This is a genomic window from Arcobacter acticola, from assembly GCF_013177675.1.
Lineage (GTDB): Bacteria > Campylobacterota > Campylobacteria > Campylobacterales > Arcobacteraceae > Aliarcobacter > Aliarcobacter acticola.
Window position 1 is genome coordinate 1,910,786 of sequence record NZ_CP042652.1, and the last position, 25,057, is coordinate 1,935,842.

Below are 25,057 nucleotides of genomic sequence, written 5' to 3' on the forward strand. Positions count from 1 at the left end.
AATGTGTTATATTTATAAGGATTTTTCTTAGAAGTAATTCTAGTATATACTTTATTTTTAAGTTAAATTGATAGGATTGTAAAATTCTGAGATTTTTTATTCAACTCTCATAATTGAGAATTGAATAAATTTATAAATTAAGCTATATTTGTATAAACCGCTTGAACATCCTCATCATCTTCAAGTTTTTCTATTAATTTACCAATCTCTTCTTGTTGAGCTTCTGTAAACTCTTGAGGATTATTTGGAATTCTTTTTAACTCTGCTTTTGTAAGTTCAATTCCTAACTCTTCAAATTTTTGATTCATATTTCCAAAGTCTGTATAGTTAGCATATGCTAAAACAACACCATCTTCTTCTTCAATTTCTTCAAGTCCAGCATCAATTAATTCTAATTCTAATTCTTCAATATCCATATCAGCTGTTTTATTAAATTCAAAAATAGCTTTTCTATCAAAGAAAAATTCTAAAGAACCAGTTGGTACAACTTGTCCACCGTTTTTATTGAAATACATTTTAACATTTGCAACTGTTCTTGTATTATTGTCTGTTGCAGTTTCTACAAAAATTAAAATTCCATGAGGACCTTTTCCTTCAAAGTTTACTTCAGAAAAATTTGTTGCATCTTTTCCACTAGCTCTTTTTATAGCAGCATCAATATTTGTTTTTGGCATATTTTCAGCTTTTGCATTTAAAATAGCTGTTCTAAGTGCTGAGTTCATTTCAGGATCTGGAACTCCTGCCCGTGCTGCCATTTCAATTGCTTTTGCTAATTTAGGGAAAATTCTTGACATTGCTCCCCATCTTTTCATTTTTGACGCTTTTCTATATTCGAAGGCTCTACCCATTATAACTCCAATTTGTTTTTCAAATTTTTGTTGAATTATAGCAAGTTTGTAATAATATAATTATAAATATAAAACTTATTCTAAAATAAAATTCGATAATATAAAGGATGAAAAAAATAATATTACTCTCATTTATCCTATTTTTAAACTTAAATGCTTTTAATCTGTCCAGCTCAAAAGTAAAAAATGCAAATACAGTTTTAGTAAAAATTAATGGAAAAAACATAAGCGAGCCAAAATTAACTTTTGATAAACAAAATATAAATTTTTATAAAAATCCTTTTATTTCTGATTCCTATTATGCCCTACTTCCTATTTCTTATTATCAAAAACTTGGGAAAGATAGAATTATCTTCTCTTATTTAGAAAATAATAAAAAAATATTTAAAGGTTTAGATTTAGAAATAATTGATGGAAAATACAAAAGTGAAGTAATAAATGTAAAACCTTCAATTTTTAAACCAAATAAAGAAAGAGTTGCAAGAACAAAAAAAGAGTATGAAGAAGCTATGGAAATTTACAATAGTTCAAGTGCAGAAATTTACTGGAAAGATGATTTTATATATCCTTTAAACTCGAAAATAACCAGCGATTTTGGAACAAAAAGAGTTTATAATAAAGAGCTTAAATCATACCATGGAGGAACAGATTTTCAAGCAAAAGACAATACTCCTATTATCGCTTCAAATTCGGGAATAGTTCGAATTTCATCAAATAGATTTTATGCAGGAAATTCAATAGTGATAGATCATGGACAAGGCGTTTACTCATGTTATTTTCATTTAAATACAATGAATTTCAAAGTTGGTGATTTTATAAATAGAGGTGAAATTTTAGGTCTAAGTGGAAGTACTGGAAGAGTTACGGGCCCACACTTGCATTTTACTTTTAGAATAAATGGCCTACAAGTTGACCCATTACAAGCAATTCAAGTATTAAATAATTTAAAAAACACTTATTAAACATTCTTTTTATAATTTTTTTATATAATATGAGTAACATATAAGAAAGGATAAATTTGAAAAAAATAATTTTATTACTAGCTTTAACAATTTTTTGCTTTGCCCAAGACAAATATCAAGATGATTTTGTAAAAAGTTTTGATTCAGAGTATAATGAAAACAAAATTGAAGTTTTTGATCCTTTAAGTGGTTACAATAGATTAATGACTGATTTTAACGATAAAATATATATGAATGTATTAGACCCAACAGCTAGAGGTTATGAATATATAGTACCCCAAACAGTAAGAATTAGTGTTGATAATTTTTTCAAAAACTTAATGTTTCCAGTTAGATTTGTAAACAATATATTACAACTAAAATTTCAAAATTCAGCAGAAGAATTAGGTCGATTTGTAATAAATACAGTTTGGGGATTAGCAGGATTCATGGATGTTGCAAAAAGTGAATTAGGCTGGGAAGCTCATAATGAAGACTTTGGACAAACTTTAGGTTTTTATGGAGTTGGGGATGGTTTTCATGTAGTATTACCTTTCCTTGGCCCATCAAATTTAAGAGATATTGTTGGTATTGGAGCTGATTCTTATGTAAGTGTATTAAGTACTACAGGAAGCAGTGATTTAAACTATAAAATACCAGATACTTTCTTACAACAAATGGGAATTACAACTTTTAGTATCGTAAATTCCACTTCACTAAAGTTAGGACAATATGAATCAATAAAAAAAGATGCTTTAGATTTATATCCATTTTTAAGAGATATTTATACGCAAGCAAGAAAAAAACAAATAGAGGAATAATATAAATGATGTTTAAAAAAATTTTTACAATTTTATTAATAATTGCAGCTACATTTTCTTATGCAAATGCTCTAAAACAAAATGAAATAAAAGAACAAATGACAAAAAAAATCGATAGTGTTTTATTGGTTTTAGAAAAAAAGAATTTAACAATCCCTCAAAAAGGCGATGAAATCATTAAAATAATTGATGAAGTTTTTGATTATGAATTAATGGCAAGAATTTCTCTTGGAAAAGAGACATGGAATTCAATATCTGAGCAAAAACAAAAAGAATTTACAAAAATATTTGAAAATAAATTAAAAAAATCATATATAGAAAAGCTTGAACTTTATAATGATCAAAAAGTTCAAATTATTGCTTTAAAGCCATATAATAATACAAGACTACAATTAGAAACACAATTAGTAGGAAAAGAAGGAAACTATCAAATAAACTATAATTTCTATAATAAAGCAAAAGATTCTGAGCAATGGCTAATTTATGATGTAGATTTAGTAGGAGTTAGCATCATACAAACATATAGACAACAATTTGCTGGATTATTAAAAGAAAAATCTTTTGATGAAATGCTTGTATTATTAGAAAAATCAAATAGTAAATAATGATAAAAAGAATATATGATACTTTTATTTTAAAGTATCCAAGTGCTGTTTTAATTGCTTTAATGATATTTATCTCAAGTTTAGCTTATTATGCTACAAAACTTGAGATAGATGCTTCTGCTGAAACATTACTACTTGATGATGATAAAGATTTGAAATTTTTTAGAGAAGTTAATGAAAGATACAATAGTACAGATTTTTTAGTTGTTACATTCTCTCCCAAAACAGATTTACTTTCAAAAGATAGTCTTGAAACTATAAAAAACATTTCTGAAGATTTTTTAAAAATTGAAAATATTGAAACTATAACTTCAATTTTAAATGTTCCCTTGCTTCAATCACCTGTTCGTCCAATATCAGATTTAGTTTCAGGAGTAGAATCACTTGAGACAAAAGAATTTGATAAAACTCTTGTAAAGAATGAGTTTTTAAATTCGCCCCTTTATTCAAATGCCTTAGTAAGTAGTGATTTTAAAACTACTGCTTTAATTTTAAATTTAAAAAAAGATACAAAATATTTTGATTTACTTGAACAAAGAAATAGTTTATTGGCTAAAAAACGAGAAAACAACTTAAGTGATGAAGATAATAAAAAACTTGAAGAAACAATTTTAGAGTTTAAAGCACATAGAGATAGACAAAGAGAAAATGAAACTATTGAGATACAAAATATTAGAAATATTATCAAAAAATATGAACCAAGTGCTAAAATATTTTTAGGTGGAGTAAATATGATAGCTAGCGATATAGTTGGCTATGTTAAAAATGATTTACTTATTTATGGAACATCTTTACTTCTAATTTTAGTATTTATTTTATGGTATATTTTTAGACATATTAGATGGATTATAATACCCTTATTTATATGTTTAGTATCTGTTATTGCAACAGCTGGAACCTTAGGTATTTTTGGCTGGGAAGTAACTGTAATATCATCTAATTTCATTGCTTTACAATTAATTATTACCATTTCAATAGTTTTACACTTAATTGTAAGATATAGAGAATTAAATGTAAAATATAAAAATGCAAGCCAATATAAACTTGTGATAAACACTATTTTATCAAAATTCAATCCATCATTTTTTGCAATAATTACAACCATCACAGGATTTGGTTCTTTAGTTTTATCAAATATCCAACCTGTTATTAATCTAGGACTTATGATGAGTACTGGGATTGCTATTTCTTTAGTTTTATCATTTTTGATTTTTCCAGTTATTTTGATAATGATGGACAAAAAAGATGAGCATGAGCAGGAAAACACCAGATTTTCTTTTATAAAAAAATGTTCAAATATTGTAGAACATAATGGAAAAACAATTATTGTTACAAGTATTCTATTATTAATCTTTTCTCTAAGTGGAAGTTTAAAACTTATAGTTGAAAATAGTTTTATTAGTTATTTTAAACAATCAACTGATATATACAAAGGGATGCAAGTAATTGATGAAAACCTTGGAGGAACTACTCCTTTAGATATCGTTATCAAATTCAAAGATGAACCAAAAGCCATAGTAAAAGAAGAAGTAAAAGATCAATTTGATGATTTTGAAAATGAATTTGCAAAAAATGCAGATGATAAACAATATTGGTTTAGCCAAGATAAAATGGACACAATAACTGCTGTTCACGATTATCTAGAAAGTCTTCCAGAAGTTGGAAAAGTTCAATCACTAGCAACTTTATTAAAAATTGGACAAACATTAAATAATGGCAAAAAGTTAGATGGAATTACTTTAGCATTATTATACAATCAGTTACCTGCTAAATACAAAACTTTAATACTTTCTCCATATATTAATATTGATGAAAACGAAGCTAGAATTACTATTAGAATAGTTGATTCAAATCCAGATTTAAGAAGAAATGATTTACTAAATAAAATAAGAGATGATTTAAAAACTGTAATTCAAAATAAAGAAACAACTGTTAAATTATCAAATTTAATGGTTTTATATAACAATATGCTTCAATCTTTATTTAATTCTCAAATTGCGACTTTGGGATTTGTAATTGTAATTTTATTTGTAATGTTTATAATTTTATTTAGATCATTAAAAATAGCTCTAATAGCAATAGCAACTAATATAATACCTATTTCAGCAATATTTGGAATAATGGGTTGGTTAAATATTCCTTTAGATATTATGACTATTACAATTGCAGCAATTGCCATAGGAATAGGAGTTGATGATACAATTCACTTTATACATAGATTTAAAGAAGAATTTAAAAAAGATCATAATTATGTTAATTCAATAAGAAGATCACATGAAAGTATTGGATATGCTATGTATTATACTTCTTTAGTGATAATCATGGGCTTCTCTATTTTAGTTTTATCAAATCTAATTCCAACTATCTATTTTGGTTTATTAACTGTAATTACTATGATTACTGTATTAATAGCTAATTTATTGTTATTACCAAGATTAATTCTCATTTTCAAACCATATGAAAAACTAAAGGACAAAAATAAATGAATGTAGCAATATATTGTGGTTCTTCATTTGGGAATGACATAATTTATGAAGAATCAACAAGGATTTTAGCCAAGAAATTAGCTTTAAAAAAATTAAATATTGTTTATGGTGGCTCACTTCAAGGATTGATGGGAATTATTTCAAATGAGTCACTTAAATATAATAATATGGTAACAGGTGTAATTACATATGACTTAGTTACAAAAGAAATCGAAAATAAGAATATTACAAAGATTTACAAAGTTGATACAATGAATGAACGAAAAGCAAAGATGGAAGAGCTAGCAGACGCTTTCATAGCAATTCCAGGAGGTTATGGTACACTAGATGAGACATTTTCTGTATTAACAGCTGCACAAATAGGACACCACGAAAAACCCTTTGCTTTTTACAATATAAATGGTTACTATAATAAACTCATTGACTTTTTAGAAAACTGTGTAAAAGAAGGTTTTATTGGAAAAAGTTTTGTTGATATGCTTATTATTAGCGATGATATTGATGAAATTATAAGTAAAATTTTATCATACAAAGCACCAAAAAATAAGTGGGTGAAATAATAAAGCTAATATAAGCTTTAAGCTATTTACCTTTTGTTAATCTTCTATTTAATAAGAGTTAATAGTAGTAAATTATAATTATCTTACAAGTTAATTACAAACTTAATTTTTTGCGATGTTAAGATTTTAGATTAACCTTCCTCCTACTACTATATACAAAATTCAAAGTCCACCAGGAAAGCTTTTTAGCTTTCCTTTTTTTTAAATTACTTACAGGAAAAACTACTTATGAAGAAATACATATTATTTGATAATGATGGAGTTGGAGAGACTGAAAATTGGTACTATGAAGCAAATAAAAAAGCTTTGAAACAATTAGGCTTAAATCTTCAAAGGGATGAATATCAAGAAATAATGGCAAGGGGTGGCACAGCTTGGGAACTTGCAATAAATGCTGGAATCACAACAGAAATTATAGATAAGAAAAGAGTTCAAAGGGATAATTATTACCAAGAGTTTTTACATACAAAAAATCTAGAAATATCAAATGTAAAAAAAGTTCTAAAAAATCTTTCAAAAAAATATAAGATGGCAATAGTAACCACATCAAGAAGAGTAGATTTTGAGCTTATTCATAAAAACAGAGGAATAAGTGACTATATGCAGTTTGTATTATGTGTTGAAGACTACGAAAGAGCTAAACCCTATCCCCTGATCCATATTTAAAAGGTTTAGAGCTATTAAAAGCATCTGCTAAGGATACTATTGTAGTTGAAGATTCACAAAGGGGATTGATTTCTGCAGTTAATGCAAATATAGAGTGTGTAATTGTAAAAAATGAATTTACAAAAACACACGATTTTTCAAAGGCTAACTATTTTATAGACACTTTAGAGCAACTAGAAACTATTTTAAATTAGTTTTTAATTGCTAAATTTATATACTCTTCTAAACTTTCTTTTGAAGTTTTACCAACAAACTTTTTCACAAATCTACCCTCTTTTGTAAATAGAAACATTTCAGGAATTTTTTTAACATCACCTAATTGTTTTGCTAATTTAAAATTTTCATCTCCTACTGTAACAGGATATTCTATTCCATGTTCTTTTATAAAATCTAAAATCTCTTGTTTTGGTTTATCTTTTTCAAATAAAACAGAAACTATTTCAAAATCATCTTTATACTTTTCTCTAAGCTCTTTTAAAATAGGAAGTTCTTCAATACATGGTGGACACCATGTAGCAAAAACATCAACTAAAACTGCTTTTTTACCCTTATACTCTTCAAAATCTAAACCTTGAGTTGTACTTTTCAAAGTAATAAATTTTTCATCTGTTGTAAGTAGTGTGAAGTTTTCTGAAACAAACTCAACCGGTGCACTATTTTGGTGTGTACCTGGTTTTACCATTGCACTTTCGTCAATTGTTGTTTTAGTATCACAAGCACTAAATAAAAGACCAGTAACCATTAAACCTATTAATAAACTTTTTTTCATTATTTACCCAAACCTGACAATTCTTGTATTAAATTCTTAGCTTCAATTTCATCAAAAAATATATTCATAGAAAGTTCATAATTTACTCTTTTTATAAACTTTATTCTTTCTTGAAATTGTAATTCTTTATTATCTTTATTCTCTTCTAAAATATTTAGAAGTTCCTCTTTATAACCTTGAATTAACTCTTCTTTTTTTACGGGTGCTGATTTTATACTAATATTTTTATTCTTTTTAAAATAAATAAAACCTACAGTTAAACCTGCACTTAAAAGTAAAGCTAATACATATTCCATTTTATTTACCGCTTCTTGCTATCGCTTTTGCTTCTTTTGCTATTGTTTCAGCTCGTCTTGCAACTTCTAGAATCTCAGCTACTTTAGCATTGTAATCAACTTCATTTTCTAGTTTTTCAATTCTCTCAAGTACATTTCTATAATCTATATGACCAATAGTTTCTAAAACTCTTGGAGCATTTAAAATATGTTTTATAAGTCCTAAATCTTTCCAATTAAAGGTAATTTTATTATCCAAATATTCTTTATAATTTTCATTTATTTGTGTTTCATTTTTAACAAATGCCAATTCTAAATTAATATCATCATTTTCTTCTTTTCCAAAAAAATTATAATATAAACTTTGTAAATAACTTGGATTCTTTAAATTTGAAATATACTCATGAACTTTTTGTTTCTCACCATTTTCAATCATATAAGATAAAATTACTTCAGAAATTTTTACATTGTTATTTGAAAATAAACTATCTATTTTATCATTACAATTAGTAAATATTTTCCCTGATTCCTCTTTTGTTAAAGCTTTTGCAAATTTAAATAAATTTAAATTAAAAGCAAAACTAAATCTATTTATCTCCTCTTGTAAAGGAGTTAAAATTGACTCAGGATTTTTTAAACTATTTGCATAAGTTACAATACTATTTACATATTTAATGTCATTTTCTTTAAAACTAATATTTTTATAATAATTTTCAATCTCTTTTATTAAATCTTCATCCAATAATATTCGAGATTTATTTTCATAGTATTTAGTTAATTCTTCATTTGCATATTTTTTTGAACTATTAGCAATCAAAGAATATACAGATGAAATTTGCTTATAAGATTTTATTTTCTTTTTTATATTAAAATCTTTTAGTAAAGCCAATTGAGAAGTTAAGATACCTCCTTTTAGGGCATTTAAACTATTTGCAACCTCACTTCCTCTTTTTGGTAATTCTAAAGCAATTTTTGATAATTTACTATCAAACTCATCAAAATCAGAAATATTTTGTATTTTTGACACAAGCCTTAAAAGCTCTGATTTTTTAAAAGCACTTCTAATAAACAAAGCTACTATTAACAATAATACTAATAGTATTAAAACTACTACATAAATACCATTTGGATTTTGTGAATAAATTAATCCTAAATCAAAGTTTGACTCTTTTACAAGTGTAAAAAAATCACTAGTTTCTTCTAAAAATGACATCATTCTCCCTTTTATTTATAAATTTCAGCCTCTACTAAATCAAATAAATCTTTTTGCGATAAAACACTTAATCTTTTTTCATTTACAAAAATAGTTGGTGTTCCCCTAACATTTAATTGGTTTGCATCTTGCGTATCAATATCCATAATTTTATCAATTTGTGGATCTTTTGAATCTTCTTTTAATTTATTAATATCTAATTCTGGAATTACACTTAAAAATTCCCATAATAATTCTGGTTTTTCATTATTGTGTTCTGCCCATAAAGGCTGTTTTTCAAATATTACACTTAAAACTTCTTCGTATTTATTTTGTACTCTTGATGCTTCAAGAATTTTTACTGCAAATCTTGAATTTTTGTGATTTGGAATATATCTAACAACTAATTGAATATCTTCATGATATTCTTTATAAACTTTTCTCATAATTGGGTGAAATAGTGCGCATGATTCACATTCAGGATCTAAAAACTCAACTACTGAAATATTTTTTTTATTATCACCAAATTTTATTGAGTGATCTCTAACTAACGAAGAGCTTTTACTCAATGTTGCTACTTCTTCTTGTTTTTTTTCATTATTTTTATAAAAATAACCAAACCCTACAAATAATAACACTAAAACAACTAGTGTTCCTAATACTAACTTCTTATTCTGCATTTAATTTAATTCCTTTTTCATTTTTACTAATAAAATTAGTATTGTAGTATATGCAAAAAAAGATAACAAAGGAATAGTAATAAAACCTAACCAATTGATATAAGCTGTTGAACAAGGTACGCCTTGTACACAAGGTGCTAGATTTTCTGGGATTATCCCAAACATTAATAAATTATGATAAATTGATATAATCCATCCAAAAAGTACTAATAATATTGCATATTTAAATACTTTATCATCAGGAAATAAAAGATTCATCAAAAATATAAGAACTAATGAATACATAAATATTCTTTGATACCAACATAAAGAACAAGGAATAAAATGCATGATTTCTGAAAAAAATAGACTTCCAAGAGTGGCTATTAAAGATACTATAAAAGCAAAAAAGACATAGGTCAAATTAGAATTTGACCTATTTTGTGAGTCTGAACCCATTAAATTAAGCCCCTCCACCAATATCTGAATTTAATTCATCATGAATTTTACTTCTTGGAATTGAATCACATAGAGCAACTGATTCATTTAGAGCTTTAAAAAATTCACCAATATTTTCATAAGGAATTTCAACTTCAGAAACTTTAGTTTTACCATGGGAAAAAATAGCAATACTAACAACTGGACTACTGTATTCACCATAAGGTTTTTCAATATGTTCAATTCTTACTGTATCATCAGTAGAATGAGCTAGCTTAAACGTCTTAACTTCAATGTGCTTTGATGGCATAATATACTCCTTTTATTTTATAAATAATTGTAACAAAAAATTGTAGCATAAACAAAACATTTTTACTTATTTTATTGAGGTTGCCGTTAAAAAGAGATAATTTTTCCCAGTTAAAGTAACCCTATATTTTTTTTGCTGTAAATATTTCTTACAAAAATAAACATCTTTATATAAAACAGATTGCTCAGAGTATGAATAATTAGCTGCCTTTGCACCATAAATCATTTCACCATTAATCCATCTGCAATTTGGAAAACCTAAAATAATCGAGCCTTTATCTTCTAAATAATTTTGAATTAAATCCATAAATAGTAATTTAAAATTTAATCCCGAACTTTGCAATGTTCCTATTGAAATCAATAAATCTGCTTTTTTTAGATCTAATTCATTAAGCCTATTTATATCATGATTGTAAAAAGTAAAGTTTTCATCAGGAAATCTATTTTTTGAATATTCTATTGCACTTTTAGAATAATCAATCCCTACTAAATTCATTTCATTTAATATTTTTTCATCTACTAATTTTTTTATAACTTCGAATTCATCAGCTTTATTTATACCTAGATTTAAAATATTTCTTTTTTCTTCAATTTTTACATTTTTTAAAGCATTTAAATATGTATAAACAAAAACGGGTTCTTCATTTTTATTAATTCTAAAAAAAGTTGAATTCTCTCCATATTTCTCGTTTTTTTCATCATTTAAATCATTATGAAAAGAATCAAGTTTATTTAATTTTTGAAATTTTAATATAACAGTATTCTCATATAAATGAATAACTAACATTTTACAAAATAAGATTTCAGCCAAATCACTCCACGATTTATATGATCTATATATAAACTTATTGTTTTCTATTTTTAATTTTTCGCCTGCGTAAATATCATCTTTTACATTTGGATTTAGAACTTCTATAGATATTTCATTATTATTTTTTAACTCATTTTCTAAATATTGAATTATTTCAAACATTTCTTCATTGATAATTTTTTTCATTTATAATCTCATTTTTTACACAATTTTTTTGATTATATTATACTTTTCAAAAATATACAATGTTTTTTATAGCTTATTAAATTAAATTAATATTTAAGTTTAATAAATTTTTAATTTTATACACTTTTTCTACATTTTATTTCTATACTATTGTCACTGTAATATTTATTTAGGAAAAAAAGGATTAATATGAACATTCAAACAGCAGACTTATGTGATAACAATAGAGACAAAAAAATAGAAGTTTTATCTTCAAAATTTACAAACTATGGCGGATTAAAACAATTTTCAGGACAAATTGTTACTGTTAAATTAGATAAAAGTAATTGGCTTTTATTAGAAATGTTAAGAGATGAAGATGGAAAAGGAAGAATCGTAGTAGTAGATAATTCACAAGAATTTTTTGGAGTTGTAGGAGATAAGTTAATGGCTTTTGCACTTAAAAACAATTGGCAAGCAATTATTTTAAATGGTTACGTAAGAGATACAGATGAAACAAAAAACATCAATGTAGGCTTGGCTGCAATTGGAACTTGTCCATTAAGAAATTTTGAAGAAACTCAAGGACAAAGAGATGTTGAACTAAGTTTTGAAGGACTTACTTTTAATACAGGTGATTATATTTATGCTGATAATGATGGAATTATTCTAACAAAATCAAAACTAATGTAGCATCTATTTTTAAATTCACTATTTTTAAGAAGAAGTATCTCAATTTAGTTAACAATATAATAAACGAAAAAATGGTAATATACTCAACTAATTATTTAAAAGGAAACTAACGTTGAGATATATTATCTTAGGTCTTATCATGGCAGGTTTATTCCAAGTGTTTTTTTGGATTACACAGGATAACCGTGTGTCATTAATTGAAACTTCATTTGAAAAAGTTGAATCTCTTTCATACTCTCCATTTGAAGGTTACGATAAAAAAGTTTTATCACCTGAACAAATTGAAGAAGATGTAAGTATGCTTTCGCATTTTACAACTAAACTTCGTACTTACTCTACTGCGGATGCTAAAGTAATTCTAGAAGCAACTTCTAAAACAGATATACCTATTGACTTAGGTATTTGGATAAGTGGTGATCATAAAGAAAATCATTTAGAAATCCAAAGAGCATTAAAATTATTGGAAAAATATCCAGATAATATTGCAAATGTTATAGTAGGAAATGAGACTCTTCTTAGAGCTGATTTAGAGGAAGAAGAATTATTCGCTTATATTGATTTTGTTGCAGAATTTACTAATAAACCAATCACTTGTGCTGAGACATGGGATGTTTGGGAAAGAATTCCAGATCTTGCAAAACATGTAGATTTTATCACTATTCACATCTTACCTTATTGGGAAAAAGTGCCTATAGATAGATTCAATGATTTTATTATTGAAAAATATACTCTTGTTGAAAAGTTATTTCCTTATACAAAGATAAATATTGGGGAAACAGGATGGCCAAGTCATGGGTATAATAATAATAACGCCGTTCCAAGTTTAAAAAATCAAGCTGTAGCAATTAGAGGTTTTATAAATCTTGCTTCTGAAAAAGGTTGGGATTATAATATTGTTGAAGCATTTGATCAACAATGGAAAGGTTATGATGAGGGAAATGTTGGACAATATTGGGGAATTTTCACATCTGATAGAGAATTAAAATTCTATTTAAGTGGTGATATTGAATTAAATCAATATTGGCTATACCAAATGATTGCTGCAATTATTATTGGAGCTTTATTAACATTATTTGGACTTAGAAACCAAAAAATGAATATCAATCATGCATTAGCTTATGCTGTTACAGCTCAAGGTATGGCATTTGGTATTGTAATGGCTGTTATTTATCCATTTGCAAACTATATGAACTTTGGTATGTGGGTTATGTGGGGAATGGGAACATTCTTAATGATTCCATTAATCATTATTACTCTTGCTAAGGCAAATGAATTATTTAGAAATTCTTTAGGAGTTGGACCAGAAAGACTAGTACCTCTTGATTTAAGATCAGATAATATTCCATTTGTTTCAATTCATGTTCCTGCATATAAAGAGCAACCTCATGTATTAGCAGAAACATTACAAGCATTATCAAGATTAAATTACCCTAACTATGAAGTTTTAGTAATTATTAATAATACTTCAGAAGAGTATTACTGGAAGCCAATTGAAAAGTTATGTCAAGAACTTGGAGATAAATTTGTATTTATGAATATCACATGTACTGGATTTAAAGCGGGTGCTTTAAATGCTGCACTGGATTATACAAATAAAAAAGCTGAAATTATTGCTGTTATTGATGCAGATTATGTTGTTGAGTCTCCTTGGTTAATTGATTTAGTTCCTTTATTTGATGATCCAAAAGTAGCAATCGTTCAAGCTCCTCAAGATCACAGAGATGGAAATGAATCAATTATAAAGGCTGCTATGAATGCAGAATATGCAGGATTCTTTGATATTGGTATGATTGATAGAAATGAAGAAAATGCTATTGTTGTTCACGGAACTATGGTAATGGTTAGATTAAGTGCCATGATGGAAGTTGGTGGTTGGGGAACTGATACTATTGTTGAAGATAGTGAATTAGGTCTTAGATTATTTGAAGCTGGTTACCTTGCACACTATACAAATAGAAGATATGGTTATGGATTACTTCCTGATACTATTGAAGCATTTAAAACACAACGTCATAGATGGGCTTATGGTGCTATTCAAATTCTTAAAAAACACTGGAGAGAATTTACACCATCAGCTACAAAATTAACATCTAGACAAAAAAATAAATTTGTTGCTGGTTGGTTCTTTTGGTTAAGTGATGCTTTAGGTCCTGTTATGGCTATTATGAATATTATTTGGGTTCCTGTTATTATATTTGTTGGGGTTACAATTCCAACAATTCCATTAACAATTCCAATTATTACAGCATTTTTAGTAAATGTTTTACATACTTTTATTTTATATAGAATCAAAGTAAAAACATCATTTAAAAATACAATTTTAAGTTCTATAGCATCTATGAGTTTACAGTTAATTATTTTCAAAGCTGTTTTTGATGGTTTTGTAAAAGATGGTTTACCGTTTAAAAGAACAGATAAAGGTGGTAAAGCTAAAAAAGCAGCTACCGCTACTAACCCTATTAAATATGAAACTATTTTAGGTACATTATTGTTAATATCATTTTTCGGTTTAATATTTACAAATTATACAGGTATTACTGAAATTTATGTTTTTGCAGCAACTATATTTATTCAAAGTATTCCTTATATCTCAGCAATTATTATGAGAATATTAGAAGTACAATCTTTAAAAAATCAGAAGTCTTAATAAGACTTCTGATTTCCTAACAAATTTCAAATATTTTTCTAAAATAACTCTTTTTAAATCTACTATTTATTAACTATTCTGTATATTACGCATCCAAAAAAATTCCATGACAAGGATTAAATAATCAATAAAATAATTATCTATTTATTATTATCTACAAGTTTATTTTCAAATGATTTCAAGTTAAATGCACTTGCAAAAGAACAGAAAAGTTTAATTAATAAATATGAAATGAATATAAAAATAGCCAAAGCAAAAAGATTATATGAAAGAATAAACCTTTTATCTCAAACACTAAACTGTTTTAAAAACTCACATAGTAAAAAAGATATAACAAATTGTAAATATGAAGAGCAAAAAAAGATTATGGAAATAATAAGTAAGTGAAATTAGAAGCCAAAAAATGACTTCTAATAATATAGTTTTCTAATCGATAGGAACTACAGGGTTAAGTGTTGATGTATTATGTAAGAAGTGTCTATGTTTTTCAAATTGATCGATAATATCAATCACAATTGCATCTTCATCATAACCATAAATATCATAAGCTTTATTTCCATCTTGTAAGTAAACCTCTGCTCGAGCGTATTTTTTTTGCTCTTTAGTAGGATTTACAGACTCAGGATAAGCATAACTTGGAGTATCATAATTTCTAGCACGTACTTCATAAATAAAGTCAAAATCATTTGAATGCTCAACTCTAATAACAGAAATTGCACTTGCTTTATCATTTGAAATATCTACGTTCCATGAGTAATTATTAAGCTCTTCTTTTACAGCTTGCATTGCTGTAAGAACATCTTCATTAATAAATCTTTTTGTTTCTTCAACTTTAGGAAACTCAATAATTCTATTAAGTCTTACTTTCCATGTTCCACTAATTTTTCCATGACGACCTGCATTCATATGGTGTCTTAAACTTTCATTTCTAATTGTTTCAAGATTAAGTGCTTTATACAGCCCCCAACAAGCAATTAACATAACAATAGCAAAAGGTAAAGCTATAATAATTGAAGCTGATTGTAAAGCTCCTAAACCACCTGCAAGTAATAAAGCAATTGCAACAATACCTTGAGTAACTGCCCAAAAAATTCTTTGCCAAACTGGATTATTATCTTTCCCACCTGATGCTATTGTATCAACTACAAGCGATCCTGAATCTGATGATGTAACAAAAAATGTAACAACTAAAATAATTGCTATTATTGAAGTAATACTTGCAAATGGGAAATGCTCTAAAAATTTAAATAAAGCTGTTGAAACATCAGCTGAAACAGCTGTTGATAACATAGTAAAACCATCATTCATAATTGCATCTAATGCACTATTTCCAAACACAGTCATCCATAAAAATGTAAATCCAACAGGAACAAATAAAACTCCAATTACGAACTCTCTGATTGTTCTACCTCTTGATACACGAGCTATAAACATCCCAACAAAAGGAGCCCAAGCAATCCACCAAGCCCAATAAAATAAAGTCCATGAACTAATCCATGAAGTTTTATCATAAGCATATTGATTAAAAGTCATAAATACAACATTTGATAAATAAGAACCTATATTTTGAATAAATGCATTTAATAAAAAAAATGTAGGACCAGCTAAAAAAATAAATAGTACTAAAAAACCAGCTAAATAAAGATTTAACTCTGATAATCTTTTAATTCCACCATCAAGACCTAAAACAACTGAAATTGTTGCAAGTGCTGTAATAATAGCTATTAAAATTATTTGATTTGTAATATCAACAGGAATATCAAAAAGATAATTTAATCCTGAATTCACTTGTAAAACACCAAATCCAAGAGAAGTTGCAACTCCAAAAACTGTTCCTAAAACGGCAATGGTATCAACACTATGTCCAATTCCACCATATATTTTATCTCCTATTAAAGGATATAACGCAGATCTAATAGATAATGGTAAGCCATGTCTAAAAGAAAAATATGCTAATACTAAACCAACAACAGCATAAATTCCCCAAGCATGTAGTCCCCAGTGAAAAAATACTATATTCATAGCCATCTTAGCTGATTCTATACTTTCAGCTGTTCCAACAGGAGGTGATACATAATGCATTACAGGTTCTGCAACACCCCAAAACATAAGCCCTATTCCCATTCCAGCTGAAAAAAGCATAGCAAACCAAGAAAGATTTGAATATGCAGGTTTTGATTGATCAGGGCCTAATCTAAACTTTCCAAAGGGAGAGATTGCTAAAAATAGTACAAATAGTGTAAAAATTCCTACACTTAACATATAAAGCCAACCAAATTTTTCTGCTACAAAGTTTTTAACTGTACTAAAAACCTCGCTTGCAACTTGGGGCATTATCATCGTAAAGACCACTAATATTACTATAAATAATACAGATGGTATAAATACTGGTTTTAAGATCGTTGTCTTAATTTCTTGACTCATTATTTTCCTTTTCATTTTCTAAATTTTGTTCTAAGTCTAGTTCTAAAACCACACTTCCTGAAGCCACGGGAATATTTACAAACACACTCATATCATCATCTGCAATTCGTTTTTTAGATAGTGAATAGAAACCTAAAAAAACACCTAATATTGCAAAAATGACAAAAATAAATTCACTATAGTAATAAAGTCCAAATCCTAATATTATTGGAGCAAGAAATGATCCTAATCCATAAGTAAATAAAAGTGCTCTACTAATTTCAACTATATCTTTATTTTCATCTACAACATCATTAGCTCTTGCAAGTGCTAAGGGATAGATTGAGAAAATACTAAAACCTAATAAAACTCCTAATACATAAATCATATTCTCATAAGATAAAACAAAAATAAATAATGTAGAAATAAGAGCTATATAAAAGCCATTGTAAGCAAGAAGTTTTCTTCTTCCATACTTATCAGATAATAGTCCTATTGGCCATTGAGAGATAAGACCTCCAATAATAGAGCAAGCCATAAATAAAGAGAGCATTTCAATAGAAGAATATTTTTGAATTAAATATATAGGTATCATTGTAAAAAATCCACCAACTAAAAAACCACCAATAAAACTGCCCATTAATGCCAAAGGTACCACTGAAAAAAGCTTCGGGAAACTATATTTTTCAAAAGGTTTTAAAATAGGCTCTTTAATCTTTGTCATTGATATAAATAAAACAGAAAAAAGTATTAATACTGAGCCTAAAATAAAAATAATATAAGTAGTATCCCCTTTTATATTTAAAAAAAGTTGCCCCACTGCAGTTGCTAGATAAAAGATAATTGTATAAATAGCAAGTATTTTTCCCCTATGAGTTTGGCTAGACTTTTCATTTAACCAACTTTCTAATATTATAAGTAATGCATAAAATGCAAAACCTGAAATAAAACGTAATATAGCCCAAAGGTACTCATTAAAAAACAAAGCTTGAACTAAAAATGAGATAACCATCAAAGATGCAAATGTAGCAAAACTTCTAATATGCCCAACAGAAGATATAATCTTTTGACTAAAAATAGATGAGCCAATTGCTCCTAAAAAAAACGAAGCATTAATAAGACCAATTATTGCATCATTTAAACCTAATTCTTTTAGATAAACTCCAACATAAGTAAGTATCATTCCATAACCAATTGCTAAAAATGCTATTGCAAAAAATAAAGAAGAAATAGGACTTAGTGAAAATTTTTCTATGTACGAGTGTGTGTTTGTATTGTCATTCATATGCCCAAAATAACATATTTTGTCTTAATTTTTACTGTTAATTATATTTTTGTTTCTTTAAAGTAATCATATTATTATATAATAATAACAAAATATAATATGGGAAAAATCATGAATGTAAAAAAATTAATATCTTATTTAACTTGTGAGAAATTTGAAAAAGAGGTATTTAAAAGTATAGAGGAACGATATAAATGTAATATTATAAAAGATGCAATTATTATAAATATAAAAGAAAATCAAGAAATAATATTATTTAACTATGGTGTTCTAATTTCTTGGAATGTAGAATTTGAAAATATAAAATTTTTTATGGATTTTATAAAAAACTTTCAAGTAAATAGTTTTGAAATTCCATTTATTGAAGAATTAAATTATACATTTGAAAGCGAATTCAAAATAAACTTTGACACAATTTATTTAAATGATTTGTCATCTATATCAAAAATAGCAATTTCTCAAGCTTTATCTCAAAATGTAAAATTAGATCAATTTGAAAAAGAGGTACAAACAAGTATTGAAAATAATTCAAATATTCCTTTACAATTAGCACAAACAGGAAAAATAAAATTAACAAAAAAAGAGATTTCTAAGAAAATTGGAGAATTATTTTTAGTAAAAAGTAAAATAAATTTACATTATGATTTACTTGATACTCCTGAGTTTTTCTGGGAATATCCTGAATATGAAAATCAATATGAAAAAATGATTAAATATTTAGATATTAAATCTAGAGTAGAAGTTTTAAATAAAAAAGTTGAAATTATTCAAGAACTGTTGCATGTTTTAGGAGATGAACAAAAGCATAGATATTCATCTTTTTTAGAATGGATAATTATTATTTTAATTGCTTTTGAAATAGTTATAAATCTTAAAGATCACTTTTGGTAGGAGTTCAAATCAGGAAAGTTACTTCTTAAACTTTCCATAAACCATACAGCTGGGTCATGTTTTATAGTTCTATATTTAGCATCTCTTTCTAAAAATAAAGGATGATTTTCAAACTTTGTATATTCATAATGACCAATTAGATATTCAATAGTTTTATACTTTTCTTTTAAATATTTAACTAACTCTATATTTGCTTTTAGTTGCTCTTGTGTTAACTCTTTTTTATTGCCACCAATATTTTCTATTCCAATACTTGAAAGATTTAAACCTATTACATGTCTTGCCATATAAGTTTCTGGCATTAAAGCATAAATACTCCCATCAAAATCTACTAAAAAATGTGCTGATACATTTAAGTTCCCAGCTTTCATTATGTAGTTTCTATCAGCTGTTAAAGTCTCTGAGTTAAATCTATCATATGATTCTTTTAAATCATCCATTGCAGTATGATGAATAACAATAACTTTAGGAACTATATATATATTCTCAACATCTAAGCCATAAGAGTTTTTTATATATTCTTTTGTTAAATCAATTCTTTTTTGTGTAAAATTTAAAGGCATTTGTTTAATTTCAATAGAATTTGCATAAATAAAAAGGGATAATATTAGTAAAAATTTTTTCATAGTGCAATTGTAACAGATTTTTTGTGAATTTCATTTGTTAATTAAATGAATAAAACTATATAATATAGTACAAATAAAAAGGAAGCTTATGCAAAATATAAAAGAAAATTTAAAAGATTTAGTGGAAAACACTATGATTCCTGAAGTTGAAAATTATTTAGAAGATTTATTTAAACTTTTAGAAACAAATTCACAAACTCCTGATGATGTATTAGCAATAGAAGAAATGGAGTCATTTTTAGTTGAATTACAAAATATTTTAGCAGTTATAGAAGAAGACAAAATGCCAGATAGTGAATATCAAAGAATTTATGATTATATTATGCAAAACATAGATGAGCATGCACATGGACATGAACTTGAGCAACAAGAAGATTAGAAATCTACTTATTTTCTAACTTAACTAAAGCCTCTTCCACCAATAAACGCCCTACTTCAAAATGGGCATGAACAAATTTTTTAATATTTAAATCTTTTAGTAAAGCTTTTTCATCTAGTGATTCAATTTTTAATAAGATATTAGCTTCCTTATGAAATTTTAAAACTGCTTCACAAATCAATCTTTTCATATGAGTATCACTAACAGTTATTATCACACTAGATGCCTCATCTACTTTTAAAGACTCCAAAACAGGCAACTTATCTAAGTGTCCAAAGTATGCCATATATCCCAGTTTTCTTCCAAGAAGTACATGTCTTAAATCATCTGAAATTATTACAAAAGGAATATTTCTTTCACTTAAATCTCGTGCAATTACCCTTCCTAAAATGGAAAATCCACAAATTACAATATGATTTTTTGCTTTAATTGGTGTAATTTTATCAGATTCATAAAACTCAACAACAAAATATGATGCAATTTTATAAATATTATTTACTATAAATGGTGTTAATATCATAGATAAAACTGAAATTAGTATCAGAAAACTTGCTATTTCATGTGAAATCAGATTGTTATGTGAAGCTAAGGCAAAAATAGCAAAAGAAAATTCTCCAACTTGACAAAGGGCAAAAGCTGATTTAATAGCTGTACTTTTATCTGATTTTCTTCTAATAATTACATAAACAACTAAAGCTTTAATAAGCATGATAGCTATAAAAATAACCAAAATTATATGCACATTATATAAAAAATATAAGGCATCTATTTTTGTTCCTACACTAAAGAAAAATGCTCCTAAAAGAAGATCTTTATAACTAGAAATATCAGATTCAACTTTTACACTAAAGTTTGTATCAGAAATAATCATACCTGCTATAAATGCTCCCAAAGAGTACGTAAATCCAACTTCATGAGCTAAAAGAGATGTTCCTATAACTATTGATAAAACAGACCCTAAAAATAACTCCTCTATTCTTGTATCTGATGCAAATTTTAAAAGCCAAGAGATAATCTTTTTTCCAACTGTAAACATAAAAAATATAATTGCAAGTGCTAGAACAAAGGTTTTAGCTAATACTTCACCTATAGATAAAGTATCATTTGTCAAAAATGTAATTAAAAGTAAAATAGGAATAACAGCTAAATCTTGGAAAATCAAAATAGCTGTTGATTTCTCACCATAAGGAGTATGATTATCCTTTGATTGTTTTAAATAAGTTAAAACAATTGCAGTTGAAGATAAAGAAAAAGCCAAAGAAACTATAAGTGAAACTTCAAGCCCTAAATCAAAAACAAAAAAAGTCACAAGATATATTAATACAGCACTAACACTTACTTGTAAAAAACCATTTAAAAGTAAAATTTCTTTCATTTTTTTAATTTTATCAAAGCTCATTTCAAGACCAATTGTAAACATCAAAAATACAATTCCAAATTCAGCAATAAGCTCTAAAGAACCTATATCAACACCATTAAAATTAAAGCCATAACTAATAAGAGTACCTGTTATTATATATCCGATAATATGGGAAATGCCAAATTTTTTTAATATAATATTTAAGATTGTAGCTATAAAAATAGTTAAAAATAGCGTTAGTAAAATATTTTCCATATTTCTCTTTTTTATAAAATGTATAAAAATTATATCAAAAAATGATTTGGTTATTTTATAATTAACTGTATAAAATATAATCTATGAATCTTCTTTCATAAAAATGCAAAAAATTTTTAAATAAAACATAAATTAGATATAATTCCCAAAAGGATTTATATGAAAAAAACATTCCAACTAATAGTTGAAAACAAAAACAAAGATAGACAAGTTGATTCTATAAAAAATGAAGTAAGAAAATATATCAAAAGAGAAAGAAGTAAAAAATTACCTGAAAAATGTAACTACTGGAATTTTGATTGTAAATTTGGTAAAACTGAAGAAGAAGCTGTAACAATCAGATTTGTAGATATTACAAAATCAATTGACATAGCAGCTAGTGAAAATCTTGATAGTTTCTTTTTAGAACTAGTAGCACGTGCTGAATTTAGAAAGCCAAAAGAAAAAGGTCAAGAAAATGAAGATGAATTAGAAGATTAATTTTCTTCTATTTCATTATGTATGATAATATGAAAACTGATCATCTTTCTCTTTTAATTTATATCTCTTAGATAATGACTCAAAAAATGCCTTACCTAATTCTTCACATTTTAAAGCTTCAAAAGTAAGTGCTTCATCTAACATTGGATTTATTATTAATTGATTTAATATATTTATATTTAAAGTAGGATTAATTCTTTTTTCTAAAATAACTTCATCATTTTGACAAATAAACCCTTCTTCTAAAACTTTTGCATACCAACCAGTTAATCCATTATCAAAAATAATTTTTGTCATATCTTGTTCATTTGTATTAGCACTTAATTTCCAACAAGGCTGTCTAGGTTGTGTTATTTGTACTTTAGTTTGCCCTATTTTTAAAATATCTCCAATACAAATATCTTCTTCACAAATATTTGATAAAATAAGATTCTCTCCAAAATATGCCATATCTGTCATTTCAAAACTATCATTAAAAAAAGAATTTATTTTTTTGTAAGTTAAGGCAGAAAAAAGAAATAAGGCTTTATTAATTCCTCAATGATGAAGCAAATCACCTTGCTCATCATTTTTAAATCCAGTTTTTGTAAGATATGCTTTTAAAACTGGATATTTTTTTATTCCTGAAACTAATTCACTTCTTTTATTTTCTATTTTTGTTGTACTTACTTTTCCAACTTTTATATATAAAACATTTGAGATTTTTTCATTCATTTAAAGCTGCCTTATTCAAAAAATTATGATTTTCTAAATTTCAATACTATAAAAAGAAGAGAAGATCTCATCTTTTAGTAAAGTAATTATTCCTTTTTTATCTTCTAAATTTTTTGAAGAATCAAAGCTATCCGCAACACCAAACCAAGGTTCAATACATAAAAAAGGCGCTCCACTTGGTTTTGACCAAAGACCTAAATAAGGGAACTTTTCAAATTCTAATCTTATATTCTTTGTATTTTTCATATTTTTAAAAGATATTGTTTTAATAGATAAATCATTAAAAACTAAAGCATCATCTTTAAATAACTCTTCACTTAAAGGTATTTTATTTTCAATAATCTTTAAATCTGCATTATCATAAACTAAACCTTTATCATTTAAAAAATATCTTTTTGTATTTTGAATATTATTAAATTTAAAATAAGCATCATTTTTTTCTTCATTATCTAAAGGCCAATTAAAAGCCGGATGAGCTCCTATGGAAAAAAGCATTTCACCATTTGTTTTATTTCTTACTTCATAAGATATTACTAATTTATTTTCTACTAACTCATAAGAGATATCTAGTTCAAATAAAAAAGGATATTTTTCTAAACTCTTTTCATTACTTTGAAGCCTAAACTTTAAGTAATCATCTTCTTTTTTTACAAGCTCAAACTCACAATCTCTTGCAAATCCATGTTGAGTCATATTATATTTTTTATCTTTATAAAAATACTCATCATCTTTTAGTCTTCCAACTATTGGGAAAAGTATCGGGGCATGACGATTCCAATATTGTGGATTGGCTTGCCAAATATATTCTAGGTTTTCATCTGTTTTTTTCAAGCTATTTAATTGTGCTCCAAATGAGTCAATTTGAGCTGCTATATGAGTGTTTTTTATTTGAAAATTCAATTTATTATTCCTTTTATTTTTAATGCTTCCATAGTAATTTCTTTTCGTAATGGCAAATCTTTCATTCCATGGGTAATTATGTTTGTAGCAAAAAACCAAACATCATCTTTAGTTTCGATATATCCAACATACCAACCACTTTCAGACTCAAATCTTGTACTCCACCCACTTTTTGCTCTAAGTATAAAATTCTCATTTTTTTCTTCTATCATAATATTTTTTAATGTATTTATATTTTCTATTTCAAAAGGTAAATCATTTTTATATAGCTTCTTTAAAAAATGAACTTGTTCAAAAGCAGTGATTTTCAAAGATCCATCCAACCAAAAATCACTCACATCTTGCCCAATAGCTTTATTTCCATAATTTAGTTTTTCTAAATATTCTTTATATTTTGAAGCTGCAATTTTTAAAGTAAACTCTTTATAACACCAAACACATGATAATTTAAACGCTGACTCTAAAGTTTGATCTTTATTCCAAGGGGTCATTCCTTTGTCAGTTTTATCCCAAAAAATTATAGAATCTGCTCTAATTACACCTTCATTTAGTGCCATTAAAGTATGAGGAATTTTAAATGTAGAAGCAGGACTCAAAAGAGTTTCAGCTCTTTTTTCATTATATATATAAAATTTTTTTGTATTTAAAGACTCTAAAACAAGAGTTCCTTCAATATTCTTATTTTTAAAAATATTTTCTAAGTCACTATCACTTGCCATTAAAAATGAATTGAAAACAAAAGTTATGAATAAAAATAGTTTAATTTTAGATAGGTTGATTTTAATAGACATTAAAACTCCATTGAAAATTTTATTGTTTAATTTTAACAAAATATATTGATAATTTTTATAAATATCGATAAAATAAAATATAATCTTT

At 26.2% G+C, this 25,057-nt stretch carries 29 protein-coding genes; 13 read left to right on the forward strand and 16 right to left on the reverse strand.

The genetic code is table 11. From position 1 onward, the window contains the following. Nucleotides 1-137: 137 nt before the first annotated feature. Nucleotides 138-848, reverse strand: a complete 711-nt coding sequence (locus AACT_RS09820; protein ID WP_172126635.1) for a YebC/PmpR family DNA-binding transcriptional regulator — start codon at nt 846-848, stop codon at nt 138-140. Between the two features lie 107 nt (nt 849-955). Here AACT_RS09820 and pgp3 point away from each other — a divergent pair, with 107 nt between their 5' ends. The 7 genes from pgp3 (at nt 956) to AACT_RS15630 (ending at nt 7,121) form a co-directional block, all read left to right on the forward strand. Beyond that, nucleotides 956-1,810, forward strand: coding sequence for a peptidoglycan metallopeptidase Pgp3 (gene pgp3, locus AACT_RS09825; protein ID WP_172126636.1), 855 nt, complete (start codon nt 956-958; stop codon nt 1,808-1,810). 56 nt (nt 1,811-1,866) lie between these two features. Beyond that, complete coding sequence (locus AACT_RS09830) at nt 1,867-2,610, forward strand: MlaA family lipoprotein (protein ID WP_172126637.1); 744 nt, start codon at nt 1,867-1,869, stop codon at nt 2,608-2,610. A 5-nt stretch (nt 2,611-2,615) separates the two neighbouring features. Beyond that, nucleotides 2,616-3,215, forward strand: a complete 600-nt coding sequence (locus AACT_RS09835) for a Tgt2/MlaC family protein (RefSeq protein ID WP_228720472.1) — start codon at nt 2,616-2,618, stop codon at nt 3,213-3,215. Next, nucleotides 3,215-5,701: an efflux RND transporter permease subunit gene (locus tag AACT_RS09840; RefSeq protein WP_172126638.1), complete on the forward strand. Its 2,487-nt coding sequence runs from the start codon at nt 3,215-3,217 to the stop codon at nt 5,699-5,701. The genes AACT_RS09835 and AACT_RS09840 overlap by 1 nt, the downstream gene beginning before the upstream one ends. Continuing rightward, entirely contained in the window at nt 5,698-6,261 is a 564-nt protein-coding gene (locus AACT_RS09845; protein WP_172126639.1) for an LOG family protein, read from the forward strand. The genes AACT_RS09840 and AACT_RS09845 overlap by 4 nt, the downstream gene beginning before the upstream one ends. 228 nt (nt 6,262-6,489) lie before the next feature. Next, nucleotides 6,490-6,927, forward strand: coding sequence for an HAD family hydrolase (locus tag AACT_RS09850; RefSeq protein WP_272953542.1), 438 nt, complete (start codon nt 6,490-6,492; stop codon nt 6,925-6,927). Between the two features lie 65 nt (nt 6,928-6,992). Further along, nucleotides 6,993-7,121 carry a hypothetical protein gene (locus AACT_RS15630; protein WP_272953543.1) on the forward strand — a complete coding sequence of 43 codons (129 nt, stop codon included), beginning with the start codon at nt 6,993-6,995 and terminating at the stop codon, nt 7,119-7,121. Here the strand turns inward: AACT_RS15630 and AACT_RS09855 are convergent. The 7 genes from AACT_RS09855 to AACT_RS09885 form a co-directional block, all read right to left on the reverse strand. Beyond that, entirely contained in the window at nt 7,118-7,696 is a 579-nt protein-coding gene (locus tag AACT_RS09855) for a TlpA family protein disulfide reductase (RefSeq protein ID WP_172126640.1), read from the reverse strand. The two genes, AACT_RS15630 and AACT_RS09855, sit on opposite strands and share 4 nt — an antisense overlap. Then, nucleotides 7,696-7,992: a hypothetical protein gene (locus AACT_RS09860; RefSeq protein ID WP_172126641.1), complete on the reverse strand. Its 297-nt coding sequence runs from the start codon at nt 7,990-7,992 to the stop codon at nt 7,696-7,698. The genes AACT_RS09855 and AACT_RS09860 overlap by 1 nt, the downstream gene beginning before the upstream one ends. A gap of 1 nt (nt 7,993) precedes the next feature. Beyond that, complete coding sequence (locus AACT_RS09865) at nt 7,994-9,184, reverse strand: hypothetical protein (protein ID WP_172126642.1); 1,191 nt, start codon at nt 9,182-9,184, stop codon at nt 7,994-7,996. Nucleotides 9,185-9,195: 11 nt separating this feature from the next. Continuing rightward, a complete protein-coding gene (locus AACT_RS09870) occupies nt 9,196-9,843 on the reverse strand; it encodes a DsbA family protein (RefSeq protein ID WP_172126643.1) in 648 nt (215 codons plus the stop codon). Next, the gene (locus AACT_RS09875) at nt 9,844-10,281 is read right to left on the reverse strand and encodes a disulfide oxidoreductase (protein WP_172126644.1); all 438 of its coding nucleotides are present in this window, start codon (nt 10,279-10,281) and stop codon (nt 9,844-9,846) included. Between the two features lie 4 nt (nt 10,282-10,285). Further along, nucleotides 10,286-10,570 carry a hypothetical protein gene (locus AACT_RS09880; protein ID WP_172126645.1) on the reverse strand — a complete coding sequence of 95 codons (285 nt, stop codon included), beginning with the start codon at nt 10,568-10,570 and terminating at the stop codon, nt 10,286-10,288. Between the two features lie 66 nt (nt 10,571-10,636). Beyond that, the gene (locus AACT_RS09885) at nt 10,637-11,566 is read right to left on the reverse strand and encodes a methyltransferase domain-containing protein (RefSeq protein WP_172126646.1); all 930 of its coding nucleotides are present in this window, start codon (nt 11,564-11,566) and stop codon (nt 10,637-10,639) included. A 189-nt stretch (nt 11,567-11,755) separates the two neighbouring features. Between AACT_RS09885 and rraA the strand changes: the two genes are divergently transcribed. From rraA to AACT_RS09900, 3 genes are all read left to right on the forward strand, one after another. Beyond that, on the forward strand, nt 11,756-12,238 hold the full coding sequence (gene rraA, locus AACT_RS09890) for a ribonuclease E activity regulator RraA (protein WP_172126647.1): 483 nt from the start codon (nt 11,756-11,758) through the stop codon (nt 12,236-12,238). Between the two features lie 139 nt (nt 12,239-12,377). Beyond that, on the forward strand, nt 12,378-14,885 hold the full coding sequence (locus tag AACT_RS09895) for a glycosyltransferase family 2 protein (protein WP_228720579.1): 2,508 nt from the start codon (nt 12,378-12,380) through the stop codon (nt 14,883-14,885). A gap of 231 nt (nt 14,886-15,116) precedes the next feature. Then, complete coding sequence (locus AACT_RS09900; protein ID WP_172126649.1) at nt 15,117-15,272, forward strand: hypothetical protein; 156 nt, start codon at nt 15,117-15,119, stop codon at nt 15,270-15,272. A gap of 39 nt (nt 15,273-15,311) precedes the next feature. Here the strand turns inward: AACT_RS09900 and AACT_RS09905 are convergent, their stop codons facing one another. Together AACT_RS09905 and AACT_RS09910 are read right to left on the reverse strand one after the other, a co-directional pair. After that, nucleotides 15,312-17,309, reverse strand: coding sequence for a BCCT family transporter (locus AACT_RS09905; RefSeq protein ID WP_172126650.1), 1,998 nt, complete (start codon nt 17,307-17,309; stop codon nt 15,312-15,314). Further along, nucleotides 17,293-18,573 (reverse strand): MFS transporter, encoded by a 1,281-nt coding sequence (locus AACT_RS09910; RefSeq protein WP_172126651.1) that lies wholly within the window; start codon nt 18,571-18,573, stop codon nt 17,293-17,295. Before AACT_RS09910 ends, AACT_RS09905 begins: the two co-directional genes overlap by 17 nt. Nucleotides 18,574-18,684: 111 nt before the next feature. Between AACT_RS09910 and AACT_RS09915 the strand changes: the two genes are divergently transcribed. Then, a complete protein-coding gene (locus AACT_RS09915) occupies nt 18,685-19,464 on the forward strand; it encodes an RMD1 family protein (RefSeq protein ID WP_172126652.1) in 780 nt (259 codons plus the stop codon). On the opposite strand, the gene AACT_RS09920 is transcribed toward AACT_RS09915, so the two are convergent. Next, nucleotides 19,452-20,090, reverse strand: coding sequence for a peptidoglycan recognition protein family protein (locus AACT_RS09920; protein ID WP_172126653.1), 639 nt, complete (start codon nt 20,088-20,090; stop codon nt 19,452-19,454). The two genes, AACT_RS09915 and AACT_RS09920, sit on opposite strands and share 13 nt — an antisense overlap. Before the next feature lie 88 nt (nt 20,091-20,178). On the opposite strand from AACT_RS09920, the gene AACT_RS09925 reads away from it, so the two are divergent. After that, on the forward strand, nt 20,179-20,469 hold the full coding sequence (locus AACT_RS09925; RefSeq protein WP_172126654.1) for a hypothetical protein: 291 nt from the start codon (nt 20,179-20,181) through the stop codon (nt 20,467-20,469). 4 nt (nt 20,470-20,473) lie between these two features. On the opposite strand, the gene AACT_RS09930 is transcribed toward AACT_RS09925, so the two are convergent. Beyond that, a complete protein-coding gene (locus tag AACT_RS09930; RefSeq protein ID WP_172126655.1) occupies nt 20,474-22,084 on the reverse strand; it encodes a cation:proton antiporter domain-containing protein in 1,611 nt (536 codons plus the stop codon). 159 nt (nt 22,085-22,243) lie between these two features. On the opposite strand from AACT_RS09930, the gene AACT_RS09935 reads away from it, so the two are divergent. Next, nucleotides 22,244-22,564 carry a DUF6172 family protein gene (locus tag AACT_RS09935; RefSeq protein WP_172126656.1) on the forward strand — a complete coding sequence of 107 codons (321 nt, stop codon included), beginning with the start codon at nt 22,244-22,246 and terminating at the stop codon, nt 22,562-22,564. Between the two features lie 15 nt (nt 22,565-22,579). Here the strand turns inward: AACT_RS09935 and AACT_RS09940 are convergent, their stop codons facing one another. Genes AACT_RS09940 through blaOXA form a run of 4 tightly spaced genes read right to left on the reverse strand, consistent with a single transcriptional unit; the run spans nt 22,580 to nt 24,969 of the window. Next, nucleotides 22,580-23,098 (reverse strand): MOSC domain-containing protein, encoded by a 519-nt coding sequence (locus AACT_RS09940; protein ID WP_172128643.1) that lies wholly within the window; start codon nt 23,096-23,098, stop codon nt 22,580-22,582. A 3-nt stretch (nt 23,099-23,101) separates the two neighbouring features. Then, nucleotides 23,102-23,278 carry a hypothetical protein gene (locus tag AACT_RS09945; protein ID WP_172126657.1) on the reverse strand — a complete coding sequence of 59 codons (177 nt, stop codon included), beginning with the start codon at nt 23,276-23,278 and terminating at the stop codon, nt 23,102-23,104. A gap of 33 nt (nt 23,279-23,311) precedes the next feature. Continuing rightward, a complete protein-coding gene (locus AACT_RS09950; protein ID WP_172126658.1) occupies nt 23,312-24,178 on the reverse strand; it encodes an aldose 1-epimerase family protein in 867 nt (288 codons plus the stop codon). Further along, nucleotides 24,175-24,969, reverse strand: coding sequence for a class D beta-lactamase (gene blaOXA, locus AACT_RS09955; protein ID WP_172126659.1), 795 nt, complete (start codon nt 24,967-24,969; stop codon nt 24,175-24,177). Before blaOXA ends, AACT_RS09950 begins: the two co-directional genes overlap by 4 nt. Between the last annotated feature and the right edge of the window lie 88 nt (nt 24,970-25,057).